Genomic DNA, 26,130 nt, shown 5'->3' with positions numbered 1-26,130 from the left:
AGACAAATATGTAGGGGCACGGCGTCGAGATATTTTGCCGTAGAAAATAAGGTTAATTAGCTGTGCTATTACACAACCATATTCCTGCGTACCAAACAAATTGTTTCTTTCATCTATAACGGGCATTGGGCATTGGCAGAGGAGCAGGAGAAATAACAAATAACAAATAACTAATGACTAATGACTAATGACTAATGACTAATGACTAAGGAGATCTGACAAATGACTATTTCATATAGCCAACTCCCTACCCAAATTGAGTACCCAGATGAGGATGGTAAGCCGATGGCTGAAAGCGATCAAGCACGTAACTATCTCACCTATGCTGTTGAAGTACTGAGGATTTATTTCCAGAACAGAACGGATGTTTATGTTTCTGGTAATTTGTTTATTTACTACGAAGAAGGGAACCCATCCTCAGTTATATCACCTGATGCGTTTGTAGTTTTTGGAGTAGAAAAACGGGAGCGTCGTTCCTACAAAACTTGGGAAGAAGAAGATAAAAACCCTGATTTTGTTTTGGAAATCACCTCAAAAAGTACCCGCAGCCAAGACCAAGGTGCTAAGAAAGGAATATATGCTTTTCTGGGAGTGGGTGAATATTTCCAATATGACCCAACTGGCGATTATCTTAATCCCAGACTCCAAGGTTTACACTTAGTTGAAGGGAATTACTTACCTTGTTCGGCAACAGTTTTACCTGATGGTACTACCTCCATATCCAGTGAAGTGTTGGGGTTAGAATTGCGACTGTTGCCATCTGGTGAATGGCGTTTTTATGACCCAGTGGCGGGTAAAACACTATTGACTCATCAGGAGGAAGTTGCCGCAAGACAGGCAGCTGAAGCGCGTATTGCTGAACTGGAAGCGCGTCTCCGTGCTTTGGAAGATCGGTAAGCCGGAAATGTGGGAAAATGGAAAATTACGATCGCGTTGAGTTGTAGTAAATAGCATCTATGTCTATTAAAGTTGGAGATATCGCTCCTGATTTCACCCTAACTTCCCAAAACGGCTCACCAGTCAGCCTTAAGGATTTTCGCGGCCCAAAATGCGTTGTCCTCTATTTCTATCCAAAGGATGACACGCCGGGATGTACGGCTGAATCTTGTGCTTTTAGAGATAGCTATGAAACCTTCAAAGATGCTGGTGCAGAAGTAATTGGCATCAGCGGCGATTCATCAAATTCCCACGCTCAATTTGCAAGTAAGTATCAGCTTCCCTTTACTTTGTTGAGCGATACTGGCAATCAAGTCCGAAAACTATACGGCGTTCCTTCTACTTTAGGAATTCTTCCCGGACGAGTTACCTATGTGATTGACCAAAATGGAGTTGTTCAGCATATCTTTAACTCGCAGTTAAACTTCAAAGCTCATATTGAAGAGTCTCTCAAAACACTGGGAGAGCTTCAGAAGGGCTAGGGGTACTAGGGACTAGAAGCTAGGGGAAGAAGGTTCTAGAATCCGCCAACGTTTCAGGAATTAAGAACGTCCTGACTGCCAGAGCGGTTGCTATAATTGAACAAGAAAGAAACCCGGTTTCTTTATCATACCGGGTTTCTGCCTCAAATTCATCCGCGTTTATCTGCTTTAATCTGCGGTAAAAGAATCCCAAATATGGAACTTTTACAGCAGTCTAATCTCCCTCTAACCAAGCTGACAAATCATCCAGACTGCTAAAATCCAATAACGCCTCACTTAAATCTTCCAGCACAGATAACGGTAAGTTAGAAATGTGCTTTCTGAGATCATCAGATAAATTTCCAAAGCGGCGCGATAAAAGACGGAGAACCAAATTAACAGCTTCCTGTTGCTGTCCTTCTTGACGACCTTCTTGACGACCTTCTTGACGACCTTCTTGACGACCTTCTTCTTTAGCTTCCCGGTATACTCTGGTTTCTTCTAATTGCAGTCCTAGCATTGCTTCTACCTCCCGCCGACTTAAATTAGTAAACTTGTAGACCATAATTGTCGCGATCGTATCTATTATGGCGCGACTTGCTTCTGGTTCGGTAACTTCTTGTTGTGCGCGTCCCAGTAAATATCGTGCTTCTTCTGGTGCTTGTTCTTCCTCTAGGATTGTCAGCACCATCAAAGCTATCCCTAACGGTAACTGGCGAATCTCTCCCAGTTCATTCAGGTACACCCGATGCACTTGGTCACAGTTTAGCAGCGCTTGGTAGGGATGAGTATCACTCTGTTCGATACTGCGTGTTGGATAAATCACTACCGCTTGCCAATTAGAATAACGCTCTCGATTACGGTAGAAATACAAAAACGCTTCACCGAATAGGCGTTCGTATAAGCGTTCGTCTTTCTGAAATTGTACCTCGCAGAAGTAGATGATGCCTGCATTGTCAGTATCTGGTGGCAGAAATACGCCATCAATTTCAAATTTTGGTTCTTTGACTGCTACTGAGTCAAAGCGGTATGCGCTGGCATTTGTAGGGGGCGTTGGGAGTAACTCGAACAACAGGGTAGGGGACTGTTGGAAGAGTTTGTAAAATATTGAGTCTCGCCGCATAGAAGTTTGTAGCGGATGGAGCGAGATCTATTGTACTGTTTAGCGATCGCCTAATTCACATTTTCCAGGGAGCGATCGCATGAGAAAAACAACGATCGGCGTGATGGGGCCAGGTGTCAATGCCACACCATCGGATTTGCAATACGCTTATGAATTGGGCAAACTCATCGCGGAAGAGGGATGGGTGTTGCTGACTGGCGGTAGAAATGCCGGTGTGATGGATGCCGCCAGTAAGGGTGCAAAAGCCGCAAATGGTTTAACTGTTGGCATTCTACCTGGGAATGATACTGGCAATGTCTCGGAAGGGGTGGATATTGCGATCGTAACTGATATGGGGAATGCTCGTAATAATATTAATGTGCTTTCTAGCGATTTAGTTATTGCTTGTGGGATGGGTGCGGGAACTGCTTCGGAAGTTGCCCTTGCCCTCAAAAGTGACAAAAAAGTTATTTTGTTAAAAAATACCGAAGAAAGTAAAGCTTTTTTTAGTAATTTATCGAAAGATAACGTTTTTATTGCTGAAAATCCTCAGCAAGCCATTCAGACTGCTAAAGTAATAGTAAATAATACCTAATCACCAGTCCAAAGACTGATTCCGAGCGCTTTTTTAATCTACCACTAGGAATAAAACGAAGAATATCAAACTATATTTATGTTTGTACTAAACAAATATAACCTTTCTGCGGCGGTACGCGATGCCTGGTAGGCAGGGATACGATCGACATATTAAGAGTTTAAAAGCTGGCGGTGTATAATATGAAAAACAATTTTACGGCCTTAACCCATCGTACAGGAACTTCTATTGCGCTTGCCAAAGTTAGCACAAAAGTTTTTACAGCTTTAGCGATCGCTCTTAGCTTATCCGTATCAGCAAACGCCCAACCCACAGCCCAGTCTGGAAACTCTCGTACCAACCAATCTCAAATACCTGCCATAGTATATCTACCCGACGTGCAATTGCAACGGTTGGCACCCCAAGAAGTTGCTGTAGCAGCCAATCAGCCAGTAGCCGATGCCGTCGGTAAGATTCTCCGAGCTTATAGGGGTCAGAATGTTGGCATCACAGGGTATAACGTGAGAATTAACCCATCTACCCACGAAGCTAGAATTAATTTGATCGTCAAAGATCCTCGCGGAGCCGAAGTTTTTGAAGGTTTGAGCGGTGCCAATCAATATGCTTTGTTTGAAGCGATTCGGCAAACACTTCTGAGCCAATCTGTTTTCAATATCCAGGAAATAACTTTTACCGCTAACGGTAAACCTTTTGATATGTGATTGGTCATTGATATGGCACGATCAATCTGATTCAGAGAAGGAGAAAGTACATGAGTGATCTCGTCAAATTGTCTGTTGTCATCGTTAGTTAAATTTTTACCGCAGATGAAGACAGATGAACGCAGATGAACGCAGATAATAAGAATTAAGAATAAAAACACGAATTTTTTAGGTAACCGATGCGTAAGGACATGATATAATTTGTTCAATCATGACTGTTCCTTTCAATTAGCGCCGCAATGGTTTTGATTAATTCGTTGGGTTCGATCGGTTTAGCAAGATGGTGTTGAAATCCAGCTTGTAGAGCCTGCTGCTGGTTGAAGTCTCCGGCATAAGCAGTGAGGGCGATCGCTATAACGTTTCCACCTTGCTCTGGCGATAATGCCCTGATTTGCTGGATCAACATATAGCCATCCATATCGGGCATTCCGATGTCGCTTAACAAGACGTTGGGTTTGAATTGCGTTAACGCCGCAAATCCTTCACCTGCTGATGTGGCTGTCATCACCTCCGCTCCTGCCTGCTCCAACACAAACGCCACAAACTCTCGTGAATCTTTTTCATCATCAATGACCAAAACTTGCACGCCGTTCAAATCAAATGATGATTCAGAAGATGAGCTATCGAGATTGACGGCAGGTTGAATGGGCATCAACGGCAGCCTCACAGTAAAAGTGGCTCCCTTTCCTTCGCCAAGACTCTCTGCTTGAACCGTTCCGCCGTGCAATTCAACCAGGTGACGCACGATCGCAAGCCCCAGCCCCAGTCCGCCAAACTTGCGAGTTGTGGCACCGTCTTCTTGCCGGAAATGGTCAAACACATGGGGTAGAAAATTGGGATCGATGCCCTTGCCGGTATCGCGGACGGTAATCTGTGCGTAATCCTCGGTGCGGTTCAATCCAATCTCGACTCGCCCGCCCTTTGGTGTAAACTTCACAGCATTCGAGAGTAAATTCCACACAACTTGCTGTAATCGAGCGGCATCACCTGACACCTGCCCAACCTCCGCATCAAGATGCGTCTCGATTTGGATGAATTTTGATTCTGCTGCGAGTCGCACCGTTTCCAATCCTGCTTGAATGATTGGAACGAGATTGATTGGGCAAGGGTTCAAACTCAGCTTGCCTTGCAGAATCCGGGAAACATCGAGCAGGTCTTCGATCAGTTCTGATTGTAGCTTGGCATTGCGTTCGATCGTCGCCAGAGCTAAAGCAGTCTTAGCTTCATCGAGTTTGCGGGTTTGCAAAAGCTTTGACCAGCCCAAGATCGGGTTGAGGGGCGATCGCAACTCATGCGACAGCACAGCCAAAAACTCGTCTTTGATGCGGTTGGCGTTCTCTGCTGCCTCTCTTGCGGCTTGTTCTTGTTGTAAGATTCGTTCACGATCGCGTTCGGTTTGAACGCGATCGCTAATGTCGTTCGAGATGCCAATTAGCCCAATCACTTCACCCGCTTCATTTCGGTAGGGAACTTTCATTCCCAAAAACGTCCGAATGCCATCGGGAGATTCTTCCACCACTTCCATTTGCCCAGATTCCATGATGCGCCGATCGTTTTCCATCACTCTGGCTGCATCTTCGGACGATGGGTAGAGATCGCAATCGCGATAGCCAATGACTTGGGCCGCAGATTTGCCGAATACCTCCAGCGTGGCGGGGTTGGCAAAAATAATTCGTCCCTGTCGATCTTTGACGAAAATCGGCGTTGGAGCGGATTCGTTGATTACGCTCAAAATGGCGTTCTTTTGGCGAAGTTCGTCTTCAAGCTGTTTGAGTTCGGTGATGTCAGTCGAGGTGCCACACCATTTACGGACTTGACCTCGATCGTCGAGAATCGGGATGGCACGAGTGAGAAAATAAACATAGCTGCCGTCCGGTCGGATTAAGCGAAACTGCGACTGATAGGGCGATCGCGTTTCCTGTGCTTGAACGAAGTTAGCGGAAAGTTGCTGATTATCTTCTCTTGGAATGAGTTGCTCCATCAGAGTGCGATCGCGGCTCTGCTCTAAAGTCAGCCCCGTGTATTCTGTCCAGCGATCGTTAATGAACTCTAAAGACCCGTCCGCATTAGAAACCCAAACGATTTGCGGCATGGCATTGGCAAGCTGGCGAAATTCAGCTTCGCTCTGACGGAGTTGCTGGACTGCTCTGGTATGCTCAATGAGCGACCACAGCCGAGCCACGATTTCTTGCAGCAGTGCTACTTCATCCTCTAGCCAGTGCCGCACTGTTCTAGCATTGACAACCAGCAGCGCGACCCAGCGTCCTTCATACAGGCAAGAAACTGCGACCAAGGCGCGAGTACCAAACGAAATATAGTTTGCGGCTAAGAGTGCCGTGTAAGGATTGGTCGTCACATCCGAGACAACGACGGTTTGACCCGCCTGATACTGAACTAGCAGATCTGGCGAAGCGAAATCTGACAAACGATGAACGCCAATAACGCTGGGAACCTCTTGCCGCCGCCACTCTTGCTCGACGATTGCTAACCCATTGTCAGAATTGATAGCGTGCCAAACACATCGATCGACGTTGAGATATTCTCCTAACCAACTCATCGTTTCCCACAGCATCTCATCAGCGTTGGATAGTTGACGTAACCGAGCATCAAGCTGATTGAGAAACTGCTCGTTCAGTTCAGCCCGTTTGCGATCGTCAATGTCGGTATTAGTGCCAAACCATAGCACCACTTCACCTTGCTCGTTCCGAATCGGCATAGCGCGGGACAGAAACCAGCGAAATTGTCCATCTTGACCGCGCAGCGGAAAAATATCTTCCCAAGCTTCGCCGGTCTCAATGTGGCGACGGAATTTTGTCACGACGCGATCGACGTATTCGGGATGATGCACGGTTTGCCAGCCCCACCCTGCCATTTCCTCTAGAGTTGTGCCCGTGTAGTCAAACCAGCGCCGATTGTACCAAAAGATCCAGCCGTTTTCGTCTGCTATCCAGGCAAACTGGGCGATGTTGTCTGCCAGGGTGCGGAACCGAGATTCGCTTTCTTGGAGTGCCGCTTCTGCCTGTTTGCGATCGGTAATTTCAGCAATGAAAACTGTTAATCCAGTAGGCGAAGGGTAAATCCGGTGAGCGTGCCAACAATTCAAAGGAAGATAAAAGTAATCAAACTGGAGAGGCGTTTGTTCGCTGATTGCCCGGTGGAATTGCACGTAAGCATCGGTGTCAACGGCATCCGCAAACAACTCCCAGACATTCTGCCCCAGAAGCGCTGACCGCTGCATTTTAACTATTTCACAGTAGCGATCGTTGACGTAGGTAAACCGCCAGTCGCGATCGAGAACATAAAACCCATCATTGATGCTAGAAAGCACCGTTTCCAGGTTTTCTCTCGCCGCTTTCGCCTCAGCCAATGCCACTTGCTCTCTACTTACCGCTGCCTGCAAAGCCTGTAAGTTTTCCCTGGCGTTTTTTAGAGCAGCACGCCGCAATTGATTGAGTAAACCGATCGACCCTGCCGCTGTTAAAAACGTACTTAACCGAACGACGGTTCCTAAATTGAGAATTTGCAGTGAATAGAATGGCTCAATGAAGAAGTAGTTGATTGCCAGCGTAGACAAAACCGTTGCTAACAGCCCAGCCTTCCAGTCACCATACCAGTAGCTCACCATTACCGCCGTCAGAAATAGGGGCGTTATAGTTGGATAGAGCCACGGTAAAAGTAACAGGGTCATCCCCAGCGCCAGAGCAACACAGAGGAACGCCACACCATAGGAGCGCAGTCGAATCTTCCCGATGATTTCCCTCCCTACTCTCGGTGATGTCCTCTTACCGTCCATCTTCCTGCTCCGCTAGCTGTGCAATTAGACTGAGTAGCGTTTGCGACCAGTCCGTGCTGCGTAAGGCACACGCGAAGTGTGCTTGCATCAACGACCCTATTTCCCTGCCATTCGCAAAAAGCTCTTCAGTCATGCTGCTTTAACCTCATTCACGACAACTGTCAGGCAAGGCTTGGCAAGGAAAATTCGATCGCAGCCTTGGAGTAAAGAATGAAACAGAAGTTAGTATAATTTAGTATTGAGACAAGTCACTTAAAGTATTAAAAAGTATTGGCTGATTTTAGCATATATGTTATAATATGTTCCCAACATGACCAAAAAACAATTCAGCTAGTTGAAAAGCATATTATCGCTCGAAACCACTGGCTATACAAGCAGCTAGATAATTTGTGCAATATTTATAAGAACCTTTTCAACTACGCTAACTATTATGCCAATTCAAAAATTAAAAAAGTTTTGGACTTTGGAAAAAGAGGGGGACGCTTCATGTCATACCAAATCCGTTTGCCTAACCTCTTTTTTACCCGACGACTCTCATTCGCGGCTTGCGCGTGCAAAGCCCGCCTGCGCGGACTTCAAGAAAAAGGGGGTATTTAACCCGGATTTGGTATCAAATGGCCGCGTAGTAATAATATCAATGTGCTTTCTAGTGATTTAGTTATTGCTTGTGGGATAGGTGCGGGAACTGCTTCGGAAGTTGCGCTGGCATTTAAAAGTAATAAAAAAGTTATTTTCTTAAATAGTAATGAGGAAAGTAAAGCTTTTTTCATAAGTTTTTCAAAAAATAATATTTTGATGGCTGACAATGCTGAGATGGCGGTGCAAATTGCGAGAGAAATAGTAGTAGCACGGCATGATTAATGTAATTGAGAGGGGGACAATTTTTTTTGATGCTGTGCTACTACAATTGATTTTAAGCCGAAATAAGGTAGTTGTCCGAGAAACTAATTTTCCGTCCTTCAAATTGACCAGCCTCGAAGTAGTGGATCAATCCGCTATATAATCCGCGATCGTCAACACCTGCTTTCACATCTGGATTTTGTCCGAGGTAATAGTTTTCATCAAATAGCAAGCGGTAAGAACTATTATCCGATGAACTGCCTTTGCGTCCTTCATTTACTCCCCAGAGTATGAAGTGATCGAAGGCGTTATCGAATCCGCCTACATCAACAGCTTGTTTGACATCAGTATTTTGACCGATATAATAGGTTTCATCAAACAGACGAACTCTCAAATCGCGGTTTTCGAGTATGCCATGAGTGGTGAAGTGATCGAATACCTTTTCAAATCCGCCGTTGTTATAAGCATCTCGGACATCGGGATAAAGGGTGAGATAGGTTTTGTCGTCAAAGACTAATCGGTTGGTAGTGCCAATTTGTACTCCTCCGATAGCATTGATAGTGACTGAAGCTTGGTCATCTTCGTTGGGATTATTGTTATTGGGAGTAGAATCAGAGTCAGTTTCGCTAACAGCTGTTACTGCTGCTGTCGTGGGAATGATGCCTGCATTGTTGACTTTGGCAACAATATTTAGAGTGCGGGTGAGATTATCTCTAATGTTGCCTACATCCCACACACCTGTATTGCTGTCGTAAGTTCCCTGAATGCTGTTAGCAGATACAAAGTTTAGTCCAGTGGGTAATATGTCTGTTACTTTAACACTGCTAGCAATTCCTGGCCCTTTGTTTGTGAGCGTGAGGGTAAAAGTAATTTGATCCCCTACATTGGGATTAGCTTTGTCTACAATTTTGGTTAATTCTAGGTCAGCACCAGTAGGTGTTACTGGATTAACTATTGTCCTTTGAATGAGGGAATTATTGGCAGAGTTGGAGTCAATTTCGTTGCTGGTAACGGTGGTAGTCTTAGTGAAAGTGTCAGCAGCAATGGAAGTAGCAGTAACGGTAACTGTTGCTGTCTCACCGCTGTTAAGTTCCCCTAGTTCAGCAGTAACGATACCGTTAGTTTCAGCGGCTAAACCTTTGCTAGAAGTAGTAGAAACATCCTTTACTCCTGATGGCAAGTTGTCAGTTAGGGTAACACCTGTAGCTGTGGTAGGGCTATTGTTGGTGACGCTAAAGTTGTAGGTGAGTTTTTTTCCTAGATCTACAGTGTTAGTAATTCCAGTTGCGCTAAGGGCAAGGTCAGTAGTAATTGGGTCAACGGAGGTGTCAAGGATAGCTACATTGTTTGTAACATCAGAATCAAAAGTTTTACTCGTCACCTTAGCAGTGCTGGTGATGGTTCCCGTTGTCTGCGGGGTAACGGTAACTTTTACTGTTTTGGTTTCACCGTTGTTTAAGTTGCTAAGGTCAAAGATGAGATCGTCGCCTAACTGTTGAGTGGGGTTAACACTAGCAGAAACGAAGGTTACATCTTCCGGCAGAGTATCAATGAGAGTCACTCCCTTAGCGTTATTAGTGCCTTTATTGGTTACGGTGATTGTGTAGTCTACATTATTACCTACAACAACTGGATCTGCACTAGCTATTTTGCTAACAGATAAATCTGTCGATTCAGTGACTTTCACTTGTTGGGTAGAATAACTGAAAACAGGAGGATTATTTTCGTCTCTGATAATAGAGTAAACGTAATAATCTCCAGTTGGTAAGCCTTCTGTGTTCCAAACAAAACTGCCTGCACCGTCACTTTCAGCAAGATTCCTAATAATTGGTATGCCATCAAATCCCTGATTGTCAGTGTCGTAGAATAAACTAACTTCTGCATTGGAGTCAGCATCCAAGGCTTTGTAGTTGATTGTCACCTCAGAACCAGTTGAATTTGAGGATAGATTAGTCACTTCAACGACGGGCTTGACTGCATCACGGAAGGCGCTATATCTTACATTTCCTAACCCAGTGGGATTAAGCACGTTAATATCCCATACTCCGGGTGTTGGATTGTAGACTATAACGCCCTTAGTATTTGAGCCTGTGAGGTCATTAACAACTGTAATGTTGTTAGCTGCGAAATCAGATTCATTCAAAATAGTGCCATTTGGCAACTTAACTTGAATTGGTACGTTATTAGCAGCATTTTCCCAATTAGCGCCAAGAATAACCCAGTTTGTACTAGGGTTAACTATAAAGCTATTGGTTTCAGGTATATTTTTAGCACCTGGTCTGAGAGCGTAATTGCCATCTAAGAATAAGGTGAGAGTAAGGTCAACTGGCAATCCGGGTAGTTTAGCCCAACCGGAAAGATAATCATTAGAAAGCTTGCCATCGTTAGAATATTGGATTTCAAAGCCTCCTTGTTGTAGTGGTTCGCGTTGATATTTACGAATCACTTCTGCAAAAAGTCCTAATTCATTAGGAATAGGTAGATTTTGAGGAACTTGAAGTGTTGCGTTTCCGCCCATTGTCAAGTCTAAATTAGTGTTGGCTTTGAAATTGGCTTGTGCCTTGACAAATCCGCCAAGTGCTGAAAGATTAAAATCCCTTACCTCTAGGAAGCCTTTGTTCCAATTGAGTTCAGCTGTAGCTTTGCCATCTCCTAGTATTCCACCCAATACTTTTGCAATACCGTCTGCCTTTAAACGATCCCGATTCAAACTGCCATCGATGTCAATATCCAATATTGACACTGATTGGTTCCCACCAGCCCAAGATGGTAGAGGAATATTAATTTCTTGACCAACATTTGTGAATCTCACACCACCATTAAACACAATTTGATCTGGTTTCGTCAGATCCTTTACTCCACCTTTTATCCGCCTCAGATTCAAACCTGTATTGAAAACAGGTAAATTTAGACCGTCTACATCAAATGCTAGGGAGTTTAATTGTCCGTTTTCAAACTCTAACAGACCACCAATTCCTATGTGGTTTGGTATCAAGATAGAAGCTTGCCCACCAACCTTGTTTTCAATTGAGTTATATTCAAGTTTAGCTTGTCTAATTTCCCATACGTCAGGAACAATTAGAATATTGTCCACTGAAAGCGCACCAACTACATCAAATCCACTATCTTTAATTCGGAAGAAGTTGTCTCCAGCCAAGTCAGCAGTGAATCTGGACAGCCCTACTCCTAGCGGAAATATTAAAGACGCTTTGCCTTGAAGCTTTAATCCCTTGTCTTCCTTCTTTATACTGAAACCACTTGGCTCAAGCCTGACACCGCCGAGTTGAAACGGAGGTACAGGTATTCCAATCAGACCATTCTCATAGTTCAAGAAGTTTGTGTTTGCTGCACTAGCTAACTCTCTTAGGGCTGGTACTAAATTTCCTCCAAGTCTTACTGACCCAACATAACGGTTCCCTCCCACATCAAAGTTGTCTACTCCTGTTCTGATTTCTTCAACTTTACCTCGGAAAAATAGAGAACTGTTGAGAGCCAAAGATCCAAGCTTTTGTATCGTCGGTTTTTCGGGTAAAGTATTAGCTGCATTCAAACTAAATATTGATGTAGATGCTACTGCCATCAGTGTCAAAAACTCTGGATCTAGGTAAGTAAACAAAGGACTATTGAGCCAAGTTACCGTGTCATACTTTTGTGAAGCTAACCCTGATGTTTTCTTAATAGCATCATTAGTCTTTAAAGGGGCATTGTATCCAACATCTTCAACAAGGAGCGGATTTAAGTGTCTGTTTGTGAAGCCGTTTAAAGTCCGAATGATAGGATCTTTGTCATCTGCCCAATCAGAAGCGGAAAATATTTCGTAGGAACCTTGTAAAAACTCTTCACCTCCCAGACTTACGAAGTCACCAGCAGCAATGTAATGCTTAACACTTTCAACTAAACCTCTCCTGAATTTGTCAGCTTGTTGCTTAGAAATTCCAGGAGAGTTAAAGGTGACGATTTCTCCTAATTGTCCGCCCTTTTCTGTAAATTCAGCAGCAAGCATTTGTGCCAATGCACCACCCAAGCTATGACCAACTATATCTATATCAGGTCGTTTTTTATCTTCTAACCATTTGATCACTTCTTGTTGATTATTTTCAAACTGGTTGAAGCCTACTCCTCGCGCATCAGCATCAGCAAAAACATCTGCAAATAATTCGTCTGGATTAAGGTCTGTGCCACGGAGAACCAGAACAGGAGGTTTTCCTTTGTCAGATGTCAAGCCCAGCGCATAAAATCCTGTTTTTCGTTTGCCCTCTTCATTAAAGATTTTATCAATCTTATACCCATATTCTTGCACGATATCGGACGGTAAAAAATCTTTGTAGCTAAATGACTCCTTATCTTGTGCTTTGAGTTTAAAAACTTGAGATTCTAGCGGCAAATTTGCTGTATCAAAATTTTTGTAGACCGTATCTTTGGCTAAAAACTCGTAAAGGGTATGCTTATTAGGGATGTCGATCGTAGTGCCGTTTTCTCCAGTTCCGGTTGGTGGAGTACCAGTGTTTCCAGTGCCGCCGCCTGGTGGGGAAACATTAGGTGAACTAACATTAGAAGTATCAACCGAATAATCCCACTCAGTACGAGCGTCATCTTGATTGGCTGTCAGAATTAACGTAACCTCATCTGAGTTTCCCTTAAACGGAACTTTTACAACCTTCGGTGGAGGATTTTCTGATGGGTTAAGTCCTCCCGTACTTTCAAACCCCGAATCAAAAATTACTTTTCCTTCATAAAGTAGCTGTACCTTGTCGGGAATCGTAAAAGTTCGATAGGACAAATTAATTTCACCCTGAGTACCACCTAATTTAATAACTTCCGTGTCTCCTTCAACACCACCAATCCTTGATTGAAAAGGAACATTAACAGCTTGTTCAATCTGGACAACTTCCCCATCTAAGATGATACTTGCTGTATCATCCTCAGCTTTGATCCGCTGCAACTGTTCAGCTTCAATCTTTTCACCCCGAACTAGCGCCGAAAAAATTTCTCCTTCATCCCCTGGAGTATCTGCATCATTCAACTGAGTGTCTACAGCATGAGCAATTTCTTCCAAAAGCACACTCGCAACTGTTTCGGTGTTAGCAGCATTTTCAGTTAAGAATTCCCGCGATAAATAAATAGTGTTATTAGCAGCAGCAAACGCTCCTTTTGCACCATTAATTTCAGCGTAATTGCGAATCTCAATCTTAGGAAAACTGCTAATATTTCCCGCTACCCAAGCTTTCGCCAAAGCATCAGCATCTGCAACATTGAAGCTGTTGCCAAAAGCTACCTGCATCTTTGCACTAAAATCAGGAGCAGTTGCAAACCCTTTTAGCAAATTCTGTGCAGTTTGTAAAGGCTCTTTTACTGTTTGTAATGATACTGCTGTACCACCTGTCAGCAAATCCTTACCAGCCAAACTATCTGTAAGCTGTCGATCTTCTGCAATACCAGTGATGGGATCTACAACTAGACGCAGGTCATCGTTGAATAACTTTTGCATATCACACCTCACAAAGAAAAGAAACGGTTTTTGATGTCGATCGAACTTTTGCTCTAGAGCTTTCTTACGCCTTGCACTATAGAGAGCAAATAGGCATCAGACTCGCTCCTGTCTATCTATCTGGTTTAGGGTTCGATTTTTATGCGGCAAATCGTTGATTGTAATAAATCTTTACAAAAATCGGCGGATAACATATATCCGCCGCTAGTTACGCCGATCGCAACTCCAGTGAGAACGTCTCGATCGGCCCTGTGGAAATCACTTAAATCAATAAAGGTACTACTTGCGAACAAAGAAACCCGGTTTCTCCAAGAAACCGGGTTTCTGGGCTGGTGCTTATCCGAATAATCACTTAGGTATAAATTACTAGGGGCGCTTTCAGGAGCTAAAAAAATCGAGACGCTCTCAGCCCTTTAGGGCTGAGAGCGTCTCAAAAAATCTGATTCCTTGATATTGCGATCGCCTTGTGCAAAAGTTGTATCAACGCAGGTAAGTCTTTTAACGTTCATTTTATTTACACTAATTCTGCATCTTGCTTAAGGAAGAATATACCAAAAAACCTGTCACCTTAAATCCGTAAAATTACTGAATTTATCTGTATAATCTCGTAAGACACAAGTACTGTTCGTTCCCAAGCAAGTTTTGTAATTGCGCGGAAAAGCGATCGCAGAGGAGATTGGATGTGCGATCGCGCTCAAACCCTGCAAAATAGAAAAGTAGGTCAAAAAACAGCATCATGAAAATAAAAGTCGTCTTAGAACCCAGTGAAGAAGGGGGATACACCGTCTATGTTCCCTCTCTTGCAGGCTGTATATCTTAAGGAGAAACAATTGAAGAAGCATTAGAAAATATTCAAGAAGCGATCGAGCTTTACCTCGATCCAATAGAAGAGGATACACAAATATGACACCTGAACTCGAAACCACTCAAAAGAGTCTCTATGAAACTGATTATGTACGCTGGGTTGAAAACACAGTAGAGCAACTGCGTACCCAAAACTACGATCGTGTAGACTGGACAAATTTGATCGAAGAAATTGAGGATATGTCAAGACGGGAGAAAAAAAGCCTCAAAAGTAACCTTGTAGTGCTTCTGCTTCATCTTCTGAAATGGCAATATCAACCAGAGTATCGCAGCGGTAGTTGGCGAGGTAGCATTCGGGAACATCGCAGACGCATTAACGAGGATTTGAAGGATTCACCGAGTTTGACACCTTACTTACAAGAGGTATTTGCCGAATGTTATGCGAATGCTCGCCTTCAAGCAGCAGATGAAACGAGTTTGTCACTGGAAAATTTTCCACTGGATTGTCCTTACGCAGGGGAACTAGCGATCGATCCCGATTTTTTACCAGACTAAAAGTGTTGAAATCCTCGATCTAAAGTAAGAACTTCATCAGGATAACAACCAGCAATATCGACTAACCGCACATCATCATCGCTGGTAATTCTTCCCACGATCGCAGCACCCTCTCCCAATCTTTCCACGAATATCTTAGCTGCTTCTAAGGGAAGACACAATACTAATTCAAAATCTTCTCCACCATACAATATCCATTCCATTGCTTTATCTGGCGATATCCAATTATGAAAAGCGGGTGGAATGGGAATGTCCGATCGCTCAATTCTTCCCCCCACACCACTAGCTGTGCAAATCTGCACGATCGCATCTACTAAACCATCGCTGCTATCCATTCCCGCAACTTCTATTTTGGATTTTGGATTTTGGATTTTGGATTCGGAATGTAAAATTTCCCAAAGGATTGGTAAAACATCTAATCTAGGTTTTGGACGTTGATGCGCCTGAATTAATGATTTTCTCTCCCCATTCCTGAGATTTTCTCCTAATTCGGGATGTAATAATAATTCTAAACCCGCTCTCGAAGCACCGTGAACGCCAGTAACAACGATCGCATCTCCCACTTTTGCATTGGAACGGCGGATAATCCGATCGGGAGAAACTTCGCCAAAAGCGGTAATTGATACAGTAACGACAGGCGATCGGACCACATCTCCACCCAAAATCGCCGCATTATATTGTAGCAAACATTCTCTCATTCCGCAGTAAAGTTCCTCAACCCAACTTACAGCTGTATCGCCGGTAATTGCCAAACCAACTGTAATACCCAAAGGGGTTGCACCCATCGCCGCCAAATCGGATAAATTTGCAGCAACAGCACGCCATCCCGCGTCTTGTGGAGAGGTAGTGCGATCGCTAAAATGCACCCCATCCACCAACATATCAGTCGTCACAACTAAATATTGTCCCGGCTGAGTTGCGATCGCCGCCCCATCATCACCCACAATATCTGGCGGACAGAACCCCTGCAATCCTTTCAGAAGTCCTTGTTCGCCGACATCTCCAACTTTTAAAACAGGCGATTCATCGGTCACAACTGAATTTTCCGACTTAACTTCTTGGAAATTATGCACCTATTGCAAGTTTGTTGCATTTAGCACAGACGGGGATGCGATCGCACCCCACCTTAGTTATGTCCGCGCAAGGCAATCATGCGACTTTCAAAAAGTTGCCCCACCGCTTCTGTCACCGTTTTGAGTACATGGTCGTCGCATTCTTTCAGAAACGCTTCTGCCTCTTCAATATTTACTTTTTCAATATTCGCTTTAAAAAACTCCTTAGCTCGCTGTAGTAGGTATCCACCAGAGTCAAACCCGATAGATTTAATGATAAACGTAGTTAAAGGAGAATTTTTCAGATCGTAAGGAGAGTCTTTATTTCGTCCCTTTGATAACAACTCTAACACATCCTTTTCTACAGCATTTTTAGGTTCATGGCCTTCAATTACATCTGGAATAAAATTCTCCAAAGCGGCTGACTTTACTTTTATATCTGGTAATTCTCCCATCATAGTAGAGATAGGAATATCTCGTCCCATCCGATAGGAAAGCGCCTCAAGGATAGCGATCGTAGTTAGCTTACTTCCCAGATAAAGCTTCGCCACCTCAATATTCCTTCTAGTTCTTTCAACCAAGTCGCGATAACTTTCATCATCCGGCTCACCCATAAACTGCTGGAAAACCACCTCCGGTTTGAGGAAGTTCATAAATCCTTCCATCTTTTGCAGCGACTTGCGATATCCCTGAACCGTGTAGGAATTGGCATTAAGGAGTTCGTGATTAGTTTCTGGTAAAAGATTCCATGTATTGTCTAAAAAATCAGCAGCATTTTGATAGGCAAAATTCTCAACATCCCGGTTTGCTAATTTCACAGCACGCTTGACCGCTGCACAGGTTTTGGCCTCTGTCCACCCCAAATTGAACTGATTATTAGCATTAATCAAGCGCTGGTACAGCATATCCATAGCGCTGAAACCGGATTCCAATTTTGGACGAAAAGGAATCGTAGCTTCGATACAAGCCGCTATCTCAGCAATTGCACTAGCAGAAATAAAACGATCTAGAGATTTGGCAGCAATCACCGCACTCAGAAATTCATTTTGCCCCGCGAATGGAGAGAGCGTCTGACCGGGAACAAACCCGAATACAGCCATTACAATCTCAAACATCCGATCCTTGGACAATTGAGCTGAATCCCGAATCACTAGCTGTCCGCGAACATCTTTGACAAAGGGAGTAATGTAAGTACTAATGTTAAAACTTACACCCTGATCGACCTGCACGTACACCAGATCGTGAAACAAAGCGGCCAGAACCTCTATAGGGTCTTCTGTGCCACCGACATCAAAAATGTGTTCTGGAGTATGAAAATAGCGCCAAGGGCCTGTCATCGTTTGGATAATCAGTTCAGATATTGGCTCAACTTCGGTCGTTGAGATCTGACACTCCAGCTCCCCAATGGCCGAAACCAATCTCTTCAGGCATCTTTTCTGAGCTTCTTTAAGTTCCATATTGATCTCCCCGTTGTCCCTGATACAAGTGCATGGTATCAAAGGCGTCCCCAAAAACGCCATGTGTAAATTATTCACTTAAACATTGGCTCCTCTCTTCAATCTGTTCACCCAGCTAAGATCGACAGTAATTACGCTTTCAACCACAGACTTGCGGAATGAGGGGGAGCAGAGGAAAAGGGGAGCGAGTGGGTAAGTTCTATCTTGGGTTACGATCTGGATAAAATAGCCCCGTTCACCGTTTACCGTTTACCGTTAGCGTTGCTGGCGCAAAGAGAACAGACCCTCTCACCTAAAGTTTGGGAAATCGGTAGAAGGTATCCCCGTCAGCATCCACTTCTGGAAGTGCCTCAAAAGTCTTAACCTGTGCTTCCAGGTACTGCTTAGCTAATTGTGGGTCAACTCTAGCAGCCGCCGCCATTTGAATTGGAGAAATTAAGCCATTTCGATCTTTGAGCAACTGATAGAAAGCATTCTGCAACTGCTGCTGCTTCCGCTCACCATTAATTGCGCTAATGATTAATAAGCCTGCCATTCCAGCAAGCGCCAGCACAAACATAAACTCAATAATTGCCATAGGCTGACATCTAGTAGAGGCGCGTTCGAGCGGGGGAGTGGGGAGTGGGAAAGTGGGGGAGTGGGAGAGTGGGGGAGTGGGGGAGTGGGAGAGTGGGAGAGTGGGAGAGTGGGGGAGCATTTCTGTCTAGTCTCTTCCCCAATGCCCAAACTGACCCCAATGCCCAATACCCAATGCCCAAACTGACCCCAGTGCCCAATCCCCCGATCGCCTATCACCTTTTTTTTATCAATAATTGTGACTGGATAGCACTATTGAGCAACAGTAGCACGATCTAGCTAAAAATTTGGCGATTGGGTCAGTAAATAAATGGAAACAACCTTTTGGTTTTTTGCTGATAAGCCTTGTATTGCTTACCGAACCTTGCTTCCAGCATTTCTTCTTCGATCGCAATTCTGCTGCCCAACCAAATTGTACAGACAAAACCCAGCAGCACCCAGCTAGCAAAGCTTTGCAGCATTGTGCAAAATCCCGTAAAAAGTAAAACATAGCTCAGGTAAATCGGGTGACGCACGATACTGTAAATGCCTGTTGTTACCAGCTGATGATCGGGCGCGATCGCAATCCGGTCAAAAAATCCTTTAAGTGTGCGAATTGCCGCTTGATTAATAATTATCGCAGATCCAACGATAAAAATTGCCACATTCACTGGCAAAAGATTGTCAGCAGTACGCCAGACAACCCCAGAGCGCGAAAAATCATACAGTGCTAACCAATGCACAGCTAAAAGACCAATAAACTGCACAGCCAAAGCCAAACGACCCGATCTGCGCTTAAACTGCTCATCTTCACTGGTCTTGGTCAGATTACCATATCTAAAGACACGCCAAATTGTGCCCTGAAAAAAACCTACATAGCCCAGCAATAAAAAAATTACTTGCCACTGCTGTACCACCCCAAATAAAAGCGCTGGCAGCACAATCAATATGGCTAGCATTGCCACCAATACCAAAGCTAACTGTATTGCACTGACAGAACTGCTCATGGTTACATTCAAGAGTTATGAGTTATGAGTTATGAATTTTGAGTTAAATAATTTTTAATTCAAAATTCATAACTCATAACTCTTCAAGCTTAAGCTACTTGAGGTTGGACGAGATTTTCTGCTCCTTCGATGACAAGAGCCGACTCAATTTTGTCGCCCTGCTTCAGCTTATCCAAAACTTCTTTACCTTCAATCACGTAACCAAAGATGGCATATCGACCATCCAGCACGTTGAGCCCAGCTGGCGTCAGTTCTGGTTCAAATAGGAAGAAGAAAAACTGAGAAGACCCGCCATTGGCTTCAAATTCCGGTCGAGCCATCGCTACAGCACCGTAAGCCGAGAAGGGCAGCACTGGTCGATCGAGATAACGACCGGCTTCTTCCAGGGTAATACCGTACATGGGGGCTTCATCTCCCTTGATTAGCAGTTCTAGGGGAACAGCGCGGTACTTTCCGGTAGTTGGGTCAATGAAACCTTGCTCTGGGCCATCTGGATCTCCGGTTTGTAGGAAGTAGGATTCTTCTGCCCGGATAAACGGCAACCCGTTATAAAAACCGCGTTGTACCAAATCGACAAAGTTCCCGGCGGTAACAGGGGCGCTGTAACCGTCAAGGACGATCGTGAGGTTGCCCTTGTTGGTGGTCATTTCCACAGTGGCGCGACCTTTGAGTTGGGGCAGGTTGCTGTACTGGGCTGGAACTTCAAAGGGGAATTTCTGCACCATCGTGTTTTCTAGCTGACCTACTTTATCTAGCAGCTTAGACCGCTCTTTCAGGATCTCTTCTTTATCCTGGGCTTCAAGGGCTGCTCTGAGGTCGGGGAAACCTGCTTGTAGGTCTTTTAGCAAAGTTTCTGCTTCGGGTTTTAGCTCCTGGGGGACGCTTTCTAGGAGTTGGGGCTGGCGATCGCTCAGAATTAACGATGCCCTACTGATATCCGAAGAGATAGCACTCCACCTGCGATTAGACCGCAGCTGGGTAGAGATGTCTTCCAAACTCGCTTGCAGTTCTCGTACCGGCTTATTGTCTATAGGCAGGGCGTACCGCAACAGCGCTTTCCCATCGGTAATGGCATTTCCAGATGGGAGGCGACTCTCGCGACCGCTGCTGCCAAAAAAGTTCCACCCTGCACCGGATAGTCCAATGGAAAGGGAAACCAGCAGCAGCATCAAAACGCCGCTTTGCAGCCAGCGTCTTAGCCCATCAAAGATTGGAAGACTTGAACGAGGCATAAATATATTTTTAGGTACAAACAATTTTAGATTGTCCCATAGAGTCGGGAACAAGGGGCTAGGGGCTAGGGAAGTCACTCATTCACTCATTCACTCATTCACTCATTCAAAAGAAAGGGGCAATTGGCTAGGGGGAAGAGGGAAGAGGGAAGAGGGAAGATCGCAAAATTGAAATAAAATCTAAAATCTAAAATCTAAAATCTAAAATTCCCTAGCCCCTAGTTCCTGTCCCCCAAGAGCGGTACAATTGAAGGCCGATCGATCTGGCTAGTGGAATAAGGTTCATGATTTCGAGTAACGACTTTCGGCCTGGTGTTTCGATTGAATGGAATGGCGGCGTGTGGCGGGTCGTGGAATTCCTCCACGTCAAACCAGGTAAAGGTTCGGCTTTTGTGCGGACAAAGCTGAAAAACGTCCAAACTGGCAGTGTGGTAGAACAGACCTTCCGAGCCGGGGAAACCATGCCCCAAGCCAATCTGGAAAAAAATACGATGCAGCATACGTATAAAGAGGGCGAAGACTACGTTTTTATGGATATGGATTCTTATGAAGAATCGCGACTTTCCGTAACTCAGATTGGCGATCGCGTCAAATACCTCAAAGAAGGTATGGAAGCTAACGTCATCCGCTGGGGAGAGCAGGTGCTGGAAGTAGAACTGCCCAACTCCGTAGTGCTGGAAGTAGTGCAGACCGATCCCGGCGTCAAGGGAGATACCGCCACAGGCGGCACCAAACCCGCGATCGTGGAAACTGGTGCCCAGGTAATGGTTCCTCTGTTTATTTCTGTGGGAGAGCGTATCCGCATCGACACCCGTACCGATTCCTACATGGGTCGAGAATAATGCAGAAGTCAGGAGTCGTAAGGGCGGGTTTAACCAAAATATGGGGGGAACGTTTGCTCCTCTGCGATCTCTCTCCTCTGCTGGGCCACGACACGGATAGAGGAATCTGTGTGAGTCTTAGCGGTTGGCTCCTCTATCCCCCCTCGCTCAAGAGCCCCTACTCCTCGATCGTATTAATAACGAAAAAGCCGTTGCTGATTGAATGGGATAAAACTTGCTGTGGAATTGGACTTTAACGAACTCCGCGAACTCCTGACGGTTTTGAATGGAACCGATATTACCGAGCTAAGGCTTAAGAGCGCCGACTTTGAACTAACAGTGCGTAAAAACACTGGCTCCATTCGGGAAGCGTCTGAGCCGATCGGTTCCGTGCAGCCGTCTGCACCACCTATAGCTGTTGACGCTAAAGTATTGCCATTTTATACCCAAGCTCCCGCTTCGGGCGGGGTAGCCCCCCCAACGACCATTTCTGCTCCCCCGCAGGTTGAGCAGAAATGGGAACCGATCAAATCTCCTATGGTGGGCACGTTTTACCGGGCACCAGCTCCAAATGAAGCCTCTTTTGTGGAAGTGGGCGATCGCATTCGATCTGGACAAACAGTCTGTATCATTGAAGCAATGAAGCTGATGAACGAAATCGAAGCAGAAGTTTCGGGACAGGTGATCGAAATTTTGGTGCAGAACGGTCAACCTGTGGAATATGGCCAAATTTTGATGCGGATTAACCCTGATGGATGATGGTTGTATGGTGGATTACTGTATTGGCATAGAAAAAAGAACTGCTAAAATTTGGGGATCGGTCAATTCCAAGTTAATTAAATGAAACAAGCGCAACCTGTACCACAAGAAGTTGTGCAACAAGTGGCTGAGTACTTCAGCATTTTGAGCGAACCAATGCGCCTGCGGCTGTTAAACTTGCTCCGCAACGGCGAAAAATGCGTGCAAGAACTGGTGGAGGCGACCGAAACCAGTCAGGCTAACGTCTCTAAGCACCTGAAAGTGATGCTGCAAGCTGGTATCCTTAGCCGCCGGAGTGAAGGAACTTCCGCCTACTACAAGGTGGAGGATGAGTTAATTTTCGATCTGTGTAACTTGGTTTGCGATCGCTTAGCAACCCGCATTGAAGAGCAAGCTCGTTGCTTTCGAGACTTTAGCCTAGCCAGCAAGGAGTGATGGGGCTAGAAAAGTCAAAAGTCAAAAGTCACTCATTCAAAAGAAGGATTCTTTTTCCCTGACCAATGACCAATGACCAATCACCAATGACTCTACAGGGGAAAGTCTTTCTGAAAACCTTGGCGAGTCAATGGCTGTTCCAGCACCAAACCTTCACCGCCTAAAGTCTCCAGACGTTTCCCATCCACAGAGATAAAGACCTTAGCATTTGGGTTTAAGCTGGTAGCCGTGTAGATGACTTGTCCCAAACGCCCCGTCATCGAAGCACTGCCACCGCCAGACATAAACTCCTGGGACAGATCGACACTAACACCGTCATTTTGAACGGTTACGCTCCGTAGTTTGGTTCCTTTGGGAATGCTTGTAGAAACGCGGTCATTGGTATCGCTAGGCCCAGCCAATAAGCGGATGAAAGCTTGCTCTAAAATAGCGCTGGGATTTTTGCTTGCAGCCTTATCCAGCGTTACAGGACGAGCAACCAACTCAAATTTATTGTCCCGATCTTGAAGCCAATAAATATCAGCCGTATCCTGTACTGGTACTGCCTGCATAGAGTTGGCAGACGTGGGGATAGGGGCAGGGGTAGGAGTGCGCGAGTTAAGTGCCAACCAAACCGTTCCGCCACCAATAGCTAAAATCAGCGCCCCGATAGTCGCAATGGCACGAGGAGGAACACGACGAGGCGGTTGTCGCTTATCCATAAACAGGTATCTCCTTAAGAATTGGCAGGTTTGGTGTGAGGAGACGGTAATCCAAAGTACGTGAAAATGTGATTATTACGGAGAAAATATTAGTTTTTCCCTTTTTCAGGCGGGGGCTGTGGCTGTACTCGCACAAACGCCGCTATTTCCATTTGCTTTTGATTCACATCTAATTGTAGGAGCCGCGCTGTAATTCCGGCCTCTTCCAGTTTATGGAGATCCAACTGCTGAGTGAGACTTTGCACGATCGGGTTTAGCAAGAAAGCGGGAACGGGATTATCGTTGAGAGAGGCTTTTGGCGAAACAAATTGCACCTGATGCCCAGACACTATACCCAGCCCCGACTCTACCGTAAGAGTCAGCTGTTTGGAACTGGTTTGCGCGGTTACAGTTTCGCCTTTTTCTTGTAATGCCACCTGCAAGCGCAGGCGGTTATCAGCCAGAAATTCCACTCGTGGATTGGTCAACTCGTAGGCTTGGGCCTGTAGGCCGCCCATATTGCCCAAAAAGCGGTTTCCCAAAGTACGCAACCTAGCTGTTACATCTGGTGATTGCAGGAGTTTGTTGATATCCTGCTCGGTTAAAACCAAACGCAATCCCGCCTGCACTGGTTGCCGCAAAGCCCCAGTTGGCAATCTCTGAGACTCTCTGGCGGGGGAACTCGGACGGGGCTGTCTCAGACCCTGTAAATTGACATCAAGGCGATCGGTTTCCAATTCCAGGGCAGCTATTCGCAAATTTGGCGTCACCCACAAGCCGCGCCCAGCAATCCTCACCCGTTCTACCTTACCTTGTATAAGCTGGTGGGAGGGAGCGTTGTCAACGCGGACTTGCAGCTGTTCCACCTTGGCAAATCGGGAGCGAATCGCATTCTGGGCCACGCTATCGACGACGAACCCAACTGGGGAGAGGAAACCAAGCAAGCCAGATAAAAGGATTGTGATTAATTCCATTGGGTAAAAGGTAATTGGTAATTGGGAAAAAGGTAATTGGTTTGCCTCTTTTATTTTTGCTTTTCAGCATCAATCCACTGTTTGAGTGTGGCAACAACTTCATCAAGAGCAATTTCATGAGCTTTGTGATTTGCTCTTTCCACAACTTCAACTTTGCCTGATTTAAGAGATTTTCCGGTGACAATGCGATAGGGAATTCCAATCAAATCGGCATCTTTGAATTTTACCCCAGCGCGTTCGTTACGGTCATCAAGTAGAGTTTCAATTCCGGCTTCATTTAGCTGGTCGTAAAGTTGTTCGGCTGCTTGCAGTTGATCGGCGTCACTTACATTGGGAACTGAGATGATGACGTGATATGGTGCGATCGCAACAGGCCAAATTATTCCATCTTTGTCATAAGATTGTTCTACCGCAGATTGAGCTAATCGCGATACGCCGACACCATAACAACCCATCACTAGGGGAACTTCTTCGCCTTGTTCGTTGGTATAGGTGGCTCCCATTGCTTTAGAATATTTGATGCCAAGTTGGAAGATATGACCGACTTCAATTCCTCTGGCGCTTTGTAAGGTTTGATCTGGGTTGTGCATGGCCCGATCGCCCGGACGAGCTTTTCTTACATCCACCACAATTTCCGGTAATTTCAATGGCTCGCCCCAATTAGCACCAACAACATGATAGCCAGACTCATTAGAACCAGTCACGAAATTCTTTAAATCGACAACAGTCTTATCAACCAATCGCAGAAACTTAGAATTAACCTGCTTATGCTCGGCAATATAATCATCAGCGATATCAGGAGCAATATATCCCAAAGGTAAAGATTTTGCCGCCCATTTTTGTTGTGCTTCTGCGTCTGGAACCGTCAGCAATAACAAAGTTTTACCTCCGTAGTTCGCCGACAACTTAGTCAATTCATTCTGCAACTTTACCTCATTAACTTCTTGATCGGCGCGAATTATCACCAGTACCAACACGGTCATGCCATTATCGTAAACAGCCTGATAAAGGACATTTTTTACCACTTGAGTGGGAGAAGATTTGAGGAATTTGCAGAGTTTTTCTATTGTATCTGTTCCAGGAGTTTCGCGTTTTTCATAACTTGTGAAAATAGAAGTTTCTGCATCGGCTGGCAAAGAAACAGCTTTTTCTACATTAGCCGCGTACTGACCATCTTCGGTGTATAAAACCTCATCTTCTCCCGCTTCCGCTAGTACCATAAATTCTTGAGAACCAGAACCACCAATTGCGCCTGAATCAGCTTGCACTGCACGAAAACTTAAACCGCAGCGCCGTAACATATTGCTGTAAGCTTGGTGCATATCCTGATAAGTTTTCTTCAGGCTTTCCTCATCAGCGTGGAACGAATAGCCATCTTTCATAATGAATTCGCGTCCGCGCATCAAACCAAATCTGGGGCGGATTTCATCGCGGAATTTGGTTTGAATTTGGTACAAGTGCAGAGGTAATTGCCGATAGGAACGAATCATTTCCTTAGCAATAGTAGTAATTACTTCTTCGTGAGTTGGCCCCAATCCTAATTCTCGCTCTTGTCGGTCTGTGAGAGCGAACATAATACCCTCAGCTTGGGTGTAGGTGTCCCAGCGACCCGACTCGCGCCATAACTCTGAGGGTTGCAGCTGCGGTAGCAGACACTCTTGTGCTAGGGTAGCGTTCATTTCCTCGCGCACAATCTGAGAAACTTTTTGCAGCACCCGCCACATCAAGGGGAGATAGGCGTAGATACCGCTACCAATGCGACGGATGTAGCCTGCGCGGAGTAGTAGTTTGTGACTGGGGATTTCTGCTTCGGCTGGATCTTCCCGCAGCGTGACGAATAGCATTTGAGAGAGTCGCATCGTTTGTTCCTTTTCCCTACAGAG

21 protein-coding genes are annotated in these 26,130 nt (G+C 45.2%); 9 read left to right on the top strand and 12 right to left on the bottom strand.

Features of this window, described 5'->3' with window-relative positions:
* The first annotated feature begins 222 nt into the window (after positions 1-222).
* Together LAY41_RS00670 and LAY41_RS00665 are read left to right on the top strand one after the other, a co-directional pair.
* The gene (locus LAY41_RS00670) at positions 223-897 is read left to right on the top strand and encodes a Uma2 family endonuclease (RefSeq protein WP_249093013.1); all 675 of its coding nucleotides are present in this window, start codon (positions 223-225) and stop codon (positions 895-897) included.
* A gap of 59 nt (positions 898-956) precedes the next feature.
* A complete protein-coding gene (locus LAY41_RS00665) occupies positions 957-1,418 on the top strand; it encodes a peroxiredoxin (RefSeq protein WP_249093011.1) in 462 nt (153 codons plus the stop codon).
* Positions 1,419-1,632: 214 nt separating this feature from the next.
* On the opposite strand, the gene LAY41_RS00660 is transcribed toward LAY41_RS00665, so the two are convergent.
* Positions 1,633-2,520, bottom strand: a complete 888-nt coding sequence (locus LAY41_RS00660) for an Rpn family recombination-promoting nuclease/putative transposase (protein ID WP_249093009.1) — start codon at positions 2,518-2,520, stop codon at positions 1,633-1,635.
* A gap of 79 nt (positions 2,521-2,599) precedes the next feature.
* On the opposite strand from LAY41_RS00660, the gene LAY41_RS00655 reads away from it, so the two are divergent.
* Together LAY41_RS00655 and LAY41_RS00650 are read left to right on the top strand one after the other, a co-directional pair.
* The gene (locus LAY41_RS00655; RefSeq protein ID WP_249093007.1) at positions 2,600-3,094 is read left to right on the top strand and encodes a TIGR00725 family protein; all 495 of its coding nucleotides are present in this window, start codon (positions 2,600-2,602) and stop codon (positions 3,092-3,094) included.
* Between the two features lie 182 nt (positions 3,095-3,276).
* A complete protein-coding gene (locus tag LAY41_RS00650) occupies positions 3,277-3,795 on the top strand; it encodes a hypothetical protein (RefSeq protein ID WP_249093006.1) in 519 nt (172 codons plus the stop codon).
* A gap of 205 nt (positions 3,796-4,000) precedes the next feature.
* On the opposite strand, the gene LAY41_RS32950 is transcribed toward LAY41_RS00650, so the two are convergent.
* Together LAY41_RS32950 and LAY41_RS00640 are read right to left on the bottom strand one after the other, a co-directional pair.
* Positions 4,001-7,588, bottom strand: a complete 3,588-nt coding sequence (locus tag LAY41_RS32950) for a PAS domain S-box protein (RefSeq protein WP_249093004.1) — start codon at positions 7,586-7,588, stop codon at positions 4,001-4,003.
* Positions 7,578-7,721 carry a hypothetical protein gene (locus LAY41_RS00640; protein WP_249093001.1) on the bottom strand — a complete coding sequence of 48 codons (144 nt, stop codon included), beginning with the start codon at positions 7,719-7,721 and terminating at the stop codon, positions 7,578-7,580. Before LAY41_RS00640 ends, LAY41_RS32950 begins: the two co-directional genes overlap by 11 nt.
* Before the next feature lie 506 nt (positions 7,722-8,227).
* Here LAY41_RS00640 and LAY41_RS00635 point away from each other — a divergent pair.
* Positions 8,228-8,449 carry an SLOG cluster 4 domain-containing protein gene (locus LAY41_RS00635; RefSeq protein WP_249092999.1) on the top strand — a complete coding sequence of 74 codons (222 nt, stop codon included), beginning with the start codon at positions 8,228-8,230 and terminating at the stop codon, positions 8,447-8,449.
* Positions 8,450-8,501: 52 nt separating this feature from the next.
* Here the strand turns inward: LAY41_RS00635 and LAY41_RS00630 are convergent, their stop codons facing one another.
* Complete coding sequence (locus LAY41_RS00630; protein WP_249092997.1) at positions 8,502-13,916, bottom strand: lipase family protein; 5,415 nt, start codon at positions 13,914-13,916, stop codon at positions 8,502-8,504.
* 903 nt (positions 13,917-14,819) lie between these two features.
* Between LAY41_RS00630 and LAY41_RS00625 the strand changes: the two genes are divergently transcribed.
* Positions 14,820-15,275: a DUF29 domain-containing protein gene (locus tag LAY41_RS00625; protein WP_249092995.1), complete on the top strand. Its 456-nt coding sequence runs from the start codon at positions 14,820-14,822 to the stop codon at positions 15,273-15,275.
* Here LAY41_RS00625 and thiL read toward each other — a convergent pair.
* From thiL to LAY41_RS00600, 5 genes are all read right to left on the bottom strand, one after another.
* Positions 15,272-16,309, bottom strand: a complete 1,038-nt coding sequence (thiL, locus tag LAY41_RS00620) for a thiamine-phosphate kinase (RefSeq protein WP_249092993.1) — start codon at positions 16,307-16,309, stop codon at positions 15,272-15,274. The two genes, LAY41_RS00625 and thiL, sit on opposite strands and share 4 nt — an antisense overlap.
* Before the next feature lie 92 nt (positions 16,310-16,401).
* The gene (locus LAY41_RS00615) at positions 16,402-17,784 is read right to left on the bottom strand and encodes a hypothetical protein (protein ID WP_249092991.1); all 1,383 of its coding nucleotides are present in this window, start codon (positions 17,782-17,784) and stop codon (positions 16,402-16,404) included.
* Between the two features lie 292 nt (positions 17,785-18,076).
* On the bottom strand, positions 18,077-18,361 hold the full coding sequence (locus LAY41_RS00610) for a hypothetical protein (protein ID WP_249092989.1): 285 nt from the start codon (positions 18,359-18,361) through the stop codon (positions 18,077-18,079).
* Positions 18,362-18,659: 298 nt separating this feature from the next.
* Positions 18,660-19,346: a methyltransferase family protein gene (locus tag LAY41_RS00605; protein ID WP_249092987.1), complete on the bottom strand. Its 687-nt coding sequence runs from the start codon at positions 19,344-19,346 to the stop codon at positions 18,660-18,662.
* 89 nt (positions 19,347-19,435) lie between these two features.
* On the bottom strand, positions 19,436-20,578 hold the full coding sequence (locus LAY41_RS00600) for a peptidylprolyl isomerase (protein WP_249092985.1): 1,143 nt from the start codon (positions 20,576-20,578) through the stop codon (positions 19,436-19,438).
* Positions 20,579-20,862: 284 nt separating this feature from the next.
* Between LAY41_RS00600 and efp the strand changes: the two genes are divergently transcribed.
* The 3 genes from efp (at position 20,863) to LAY41_RS00585 (ending at position 22,593) form a co-directional block, all read left to right on the top strand.
* Complete coding sequence (efp, locus tag LAY41_RS00595) at positions 20,863-21,420, top strand: elongation factor P (RefSeq protein WP_249092983.1); 558 nt, start codon at positions 20,863-20,865, stop codon at positions 21,418-21,420.
* Positions 21,421-21,639: 219 nt separating this feature from the next.
* Complete coding sequence (gene accB / locus LAY41_RS00590; RefSeq protein WP_249092981.1) at positions 21,640-22,158, top strand: acetyl-CoA carboxylase biotin carboxyl carrier protein; 519 nt, start codon at positions 21,640-21,642, stop codon at positions 22,156-22,158.
* 81 nt (positions 22,159-22,239) lie between these two features.
* Entirely contained in the window at positions 22,240-22,593 is a 354-nt protein-coding gene (locus LAY41_RS00585) for an ArsR/SmtB family transcription factor (protein ID WP_249092979.1), read from the top strand.
* 92 nt (positions 22,594-22,685) lie between these two features.
* Here the strand turns inward: LAY41_RS00585 and LAY41_RS00580 are convergent, their stop codons facing one another.
* The 3 genes from LAY41_RS00580 to LAY41_RS00570 form a co-directional block, all read right to left on the bottom strand.
* Positions 22,686-23,294, bottom strand: a complete 609-nt coding sequence (locus LAY41_RS00580; RefSeq protein ID WP_249092977.1) for a GerMN domain-containing protein — start codon at positions 23,292-23,294, stop codon at positions 22,686-22,688.
* Between the two features lie 89 nt (positions 23,295-23,383).
* The gene (locus LAY41_RS00575; protein WP_249092975.1) at positions 23,384-24,247 is read right to left on the bottom strand and encodes an LmeA family phospholipid-binding protein; all 864 of its coding nucleotides are present in this window, start codon (positions 24,245-24,247) and stop codon (positions 23,384-23,386) included.
* Between the two features lie 50 nt (positions 24,248-24,297).
* Entirely contained in the window at positions 24,298-26,106 is a 1,809-nt protein-coding gene (locus LAY41_RS00570) for a proline--tRNA ligase (RefSeq protein WP_249092973.1), read from the bottom strand.
* Positions 26,107-26,130: the final 24 nt, after the last annotated feature.

The organism is Argonema galeatum A003/A1, from assembly GCF_023333595.1.
GTDB lineage: Bacteria > Cyanobacteriota > Cyanobacteriia > Cyanobacteriales > Aerosakkonemataceae > Argonema > Argonema galeatum.
Note: the sequence above shows the minus strand (reverse complement) of the source record. Positions and strands in the feature narration are given on the sequence as shown.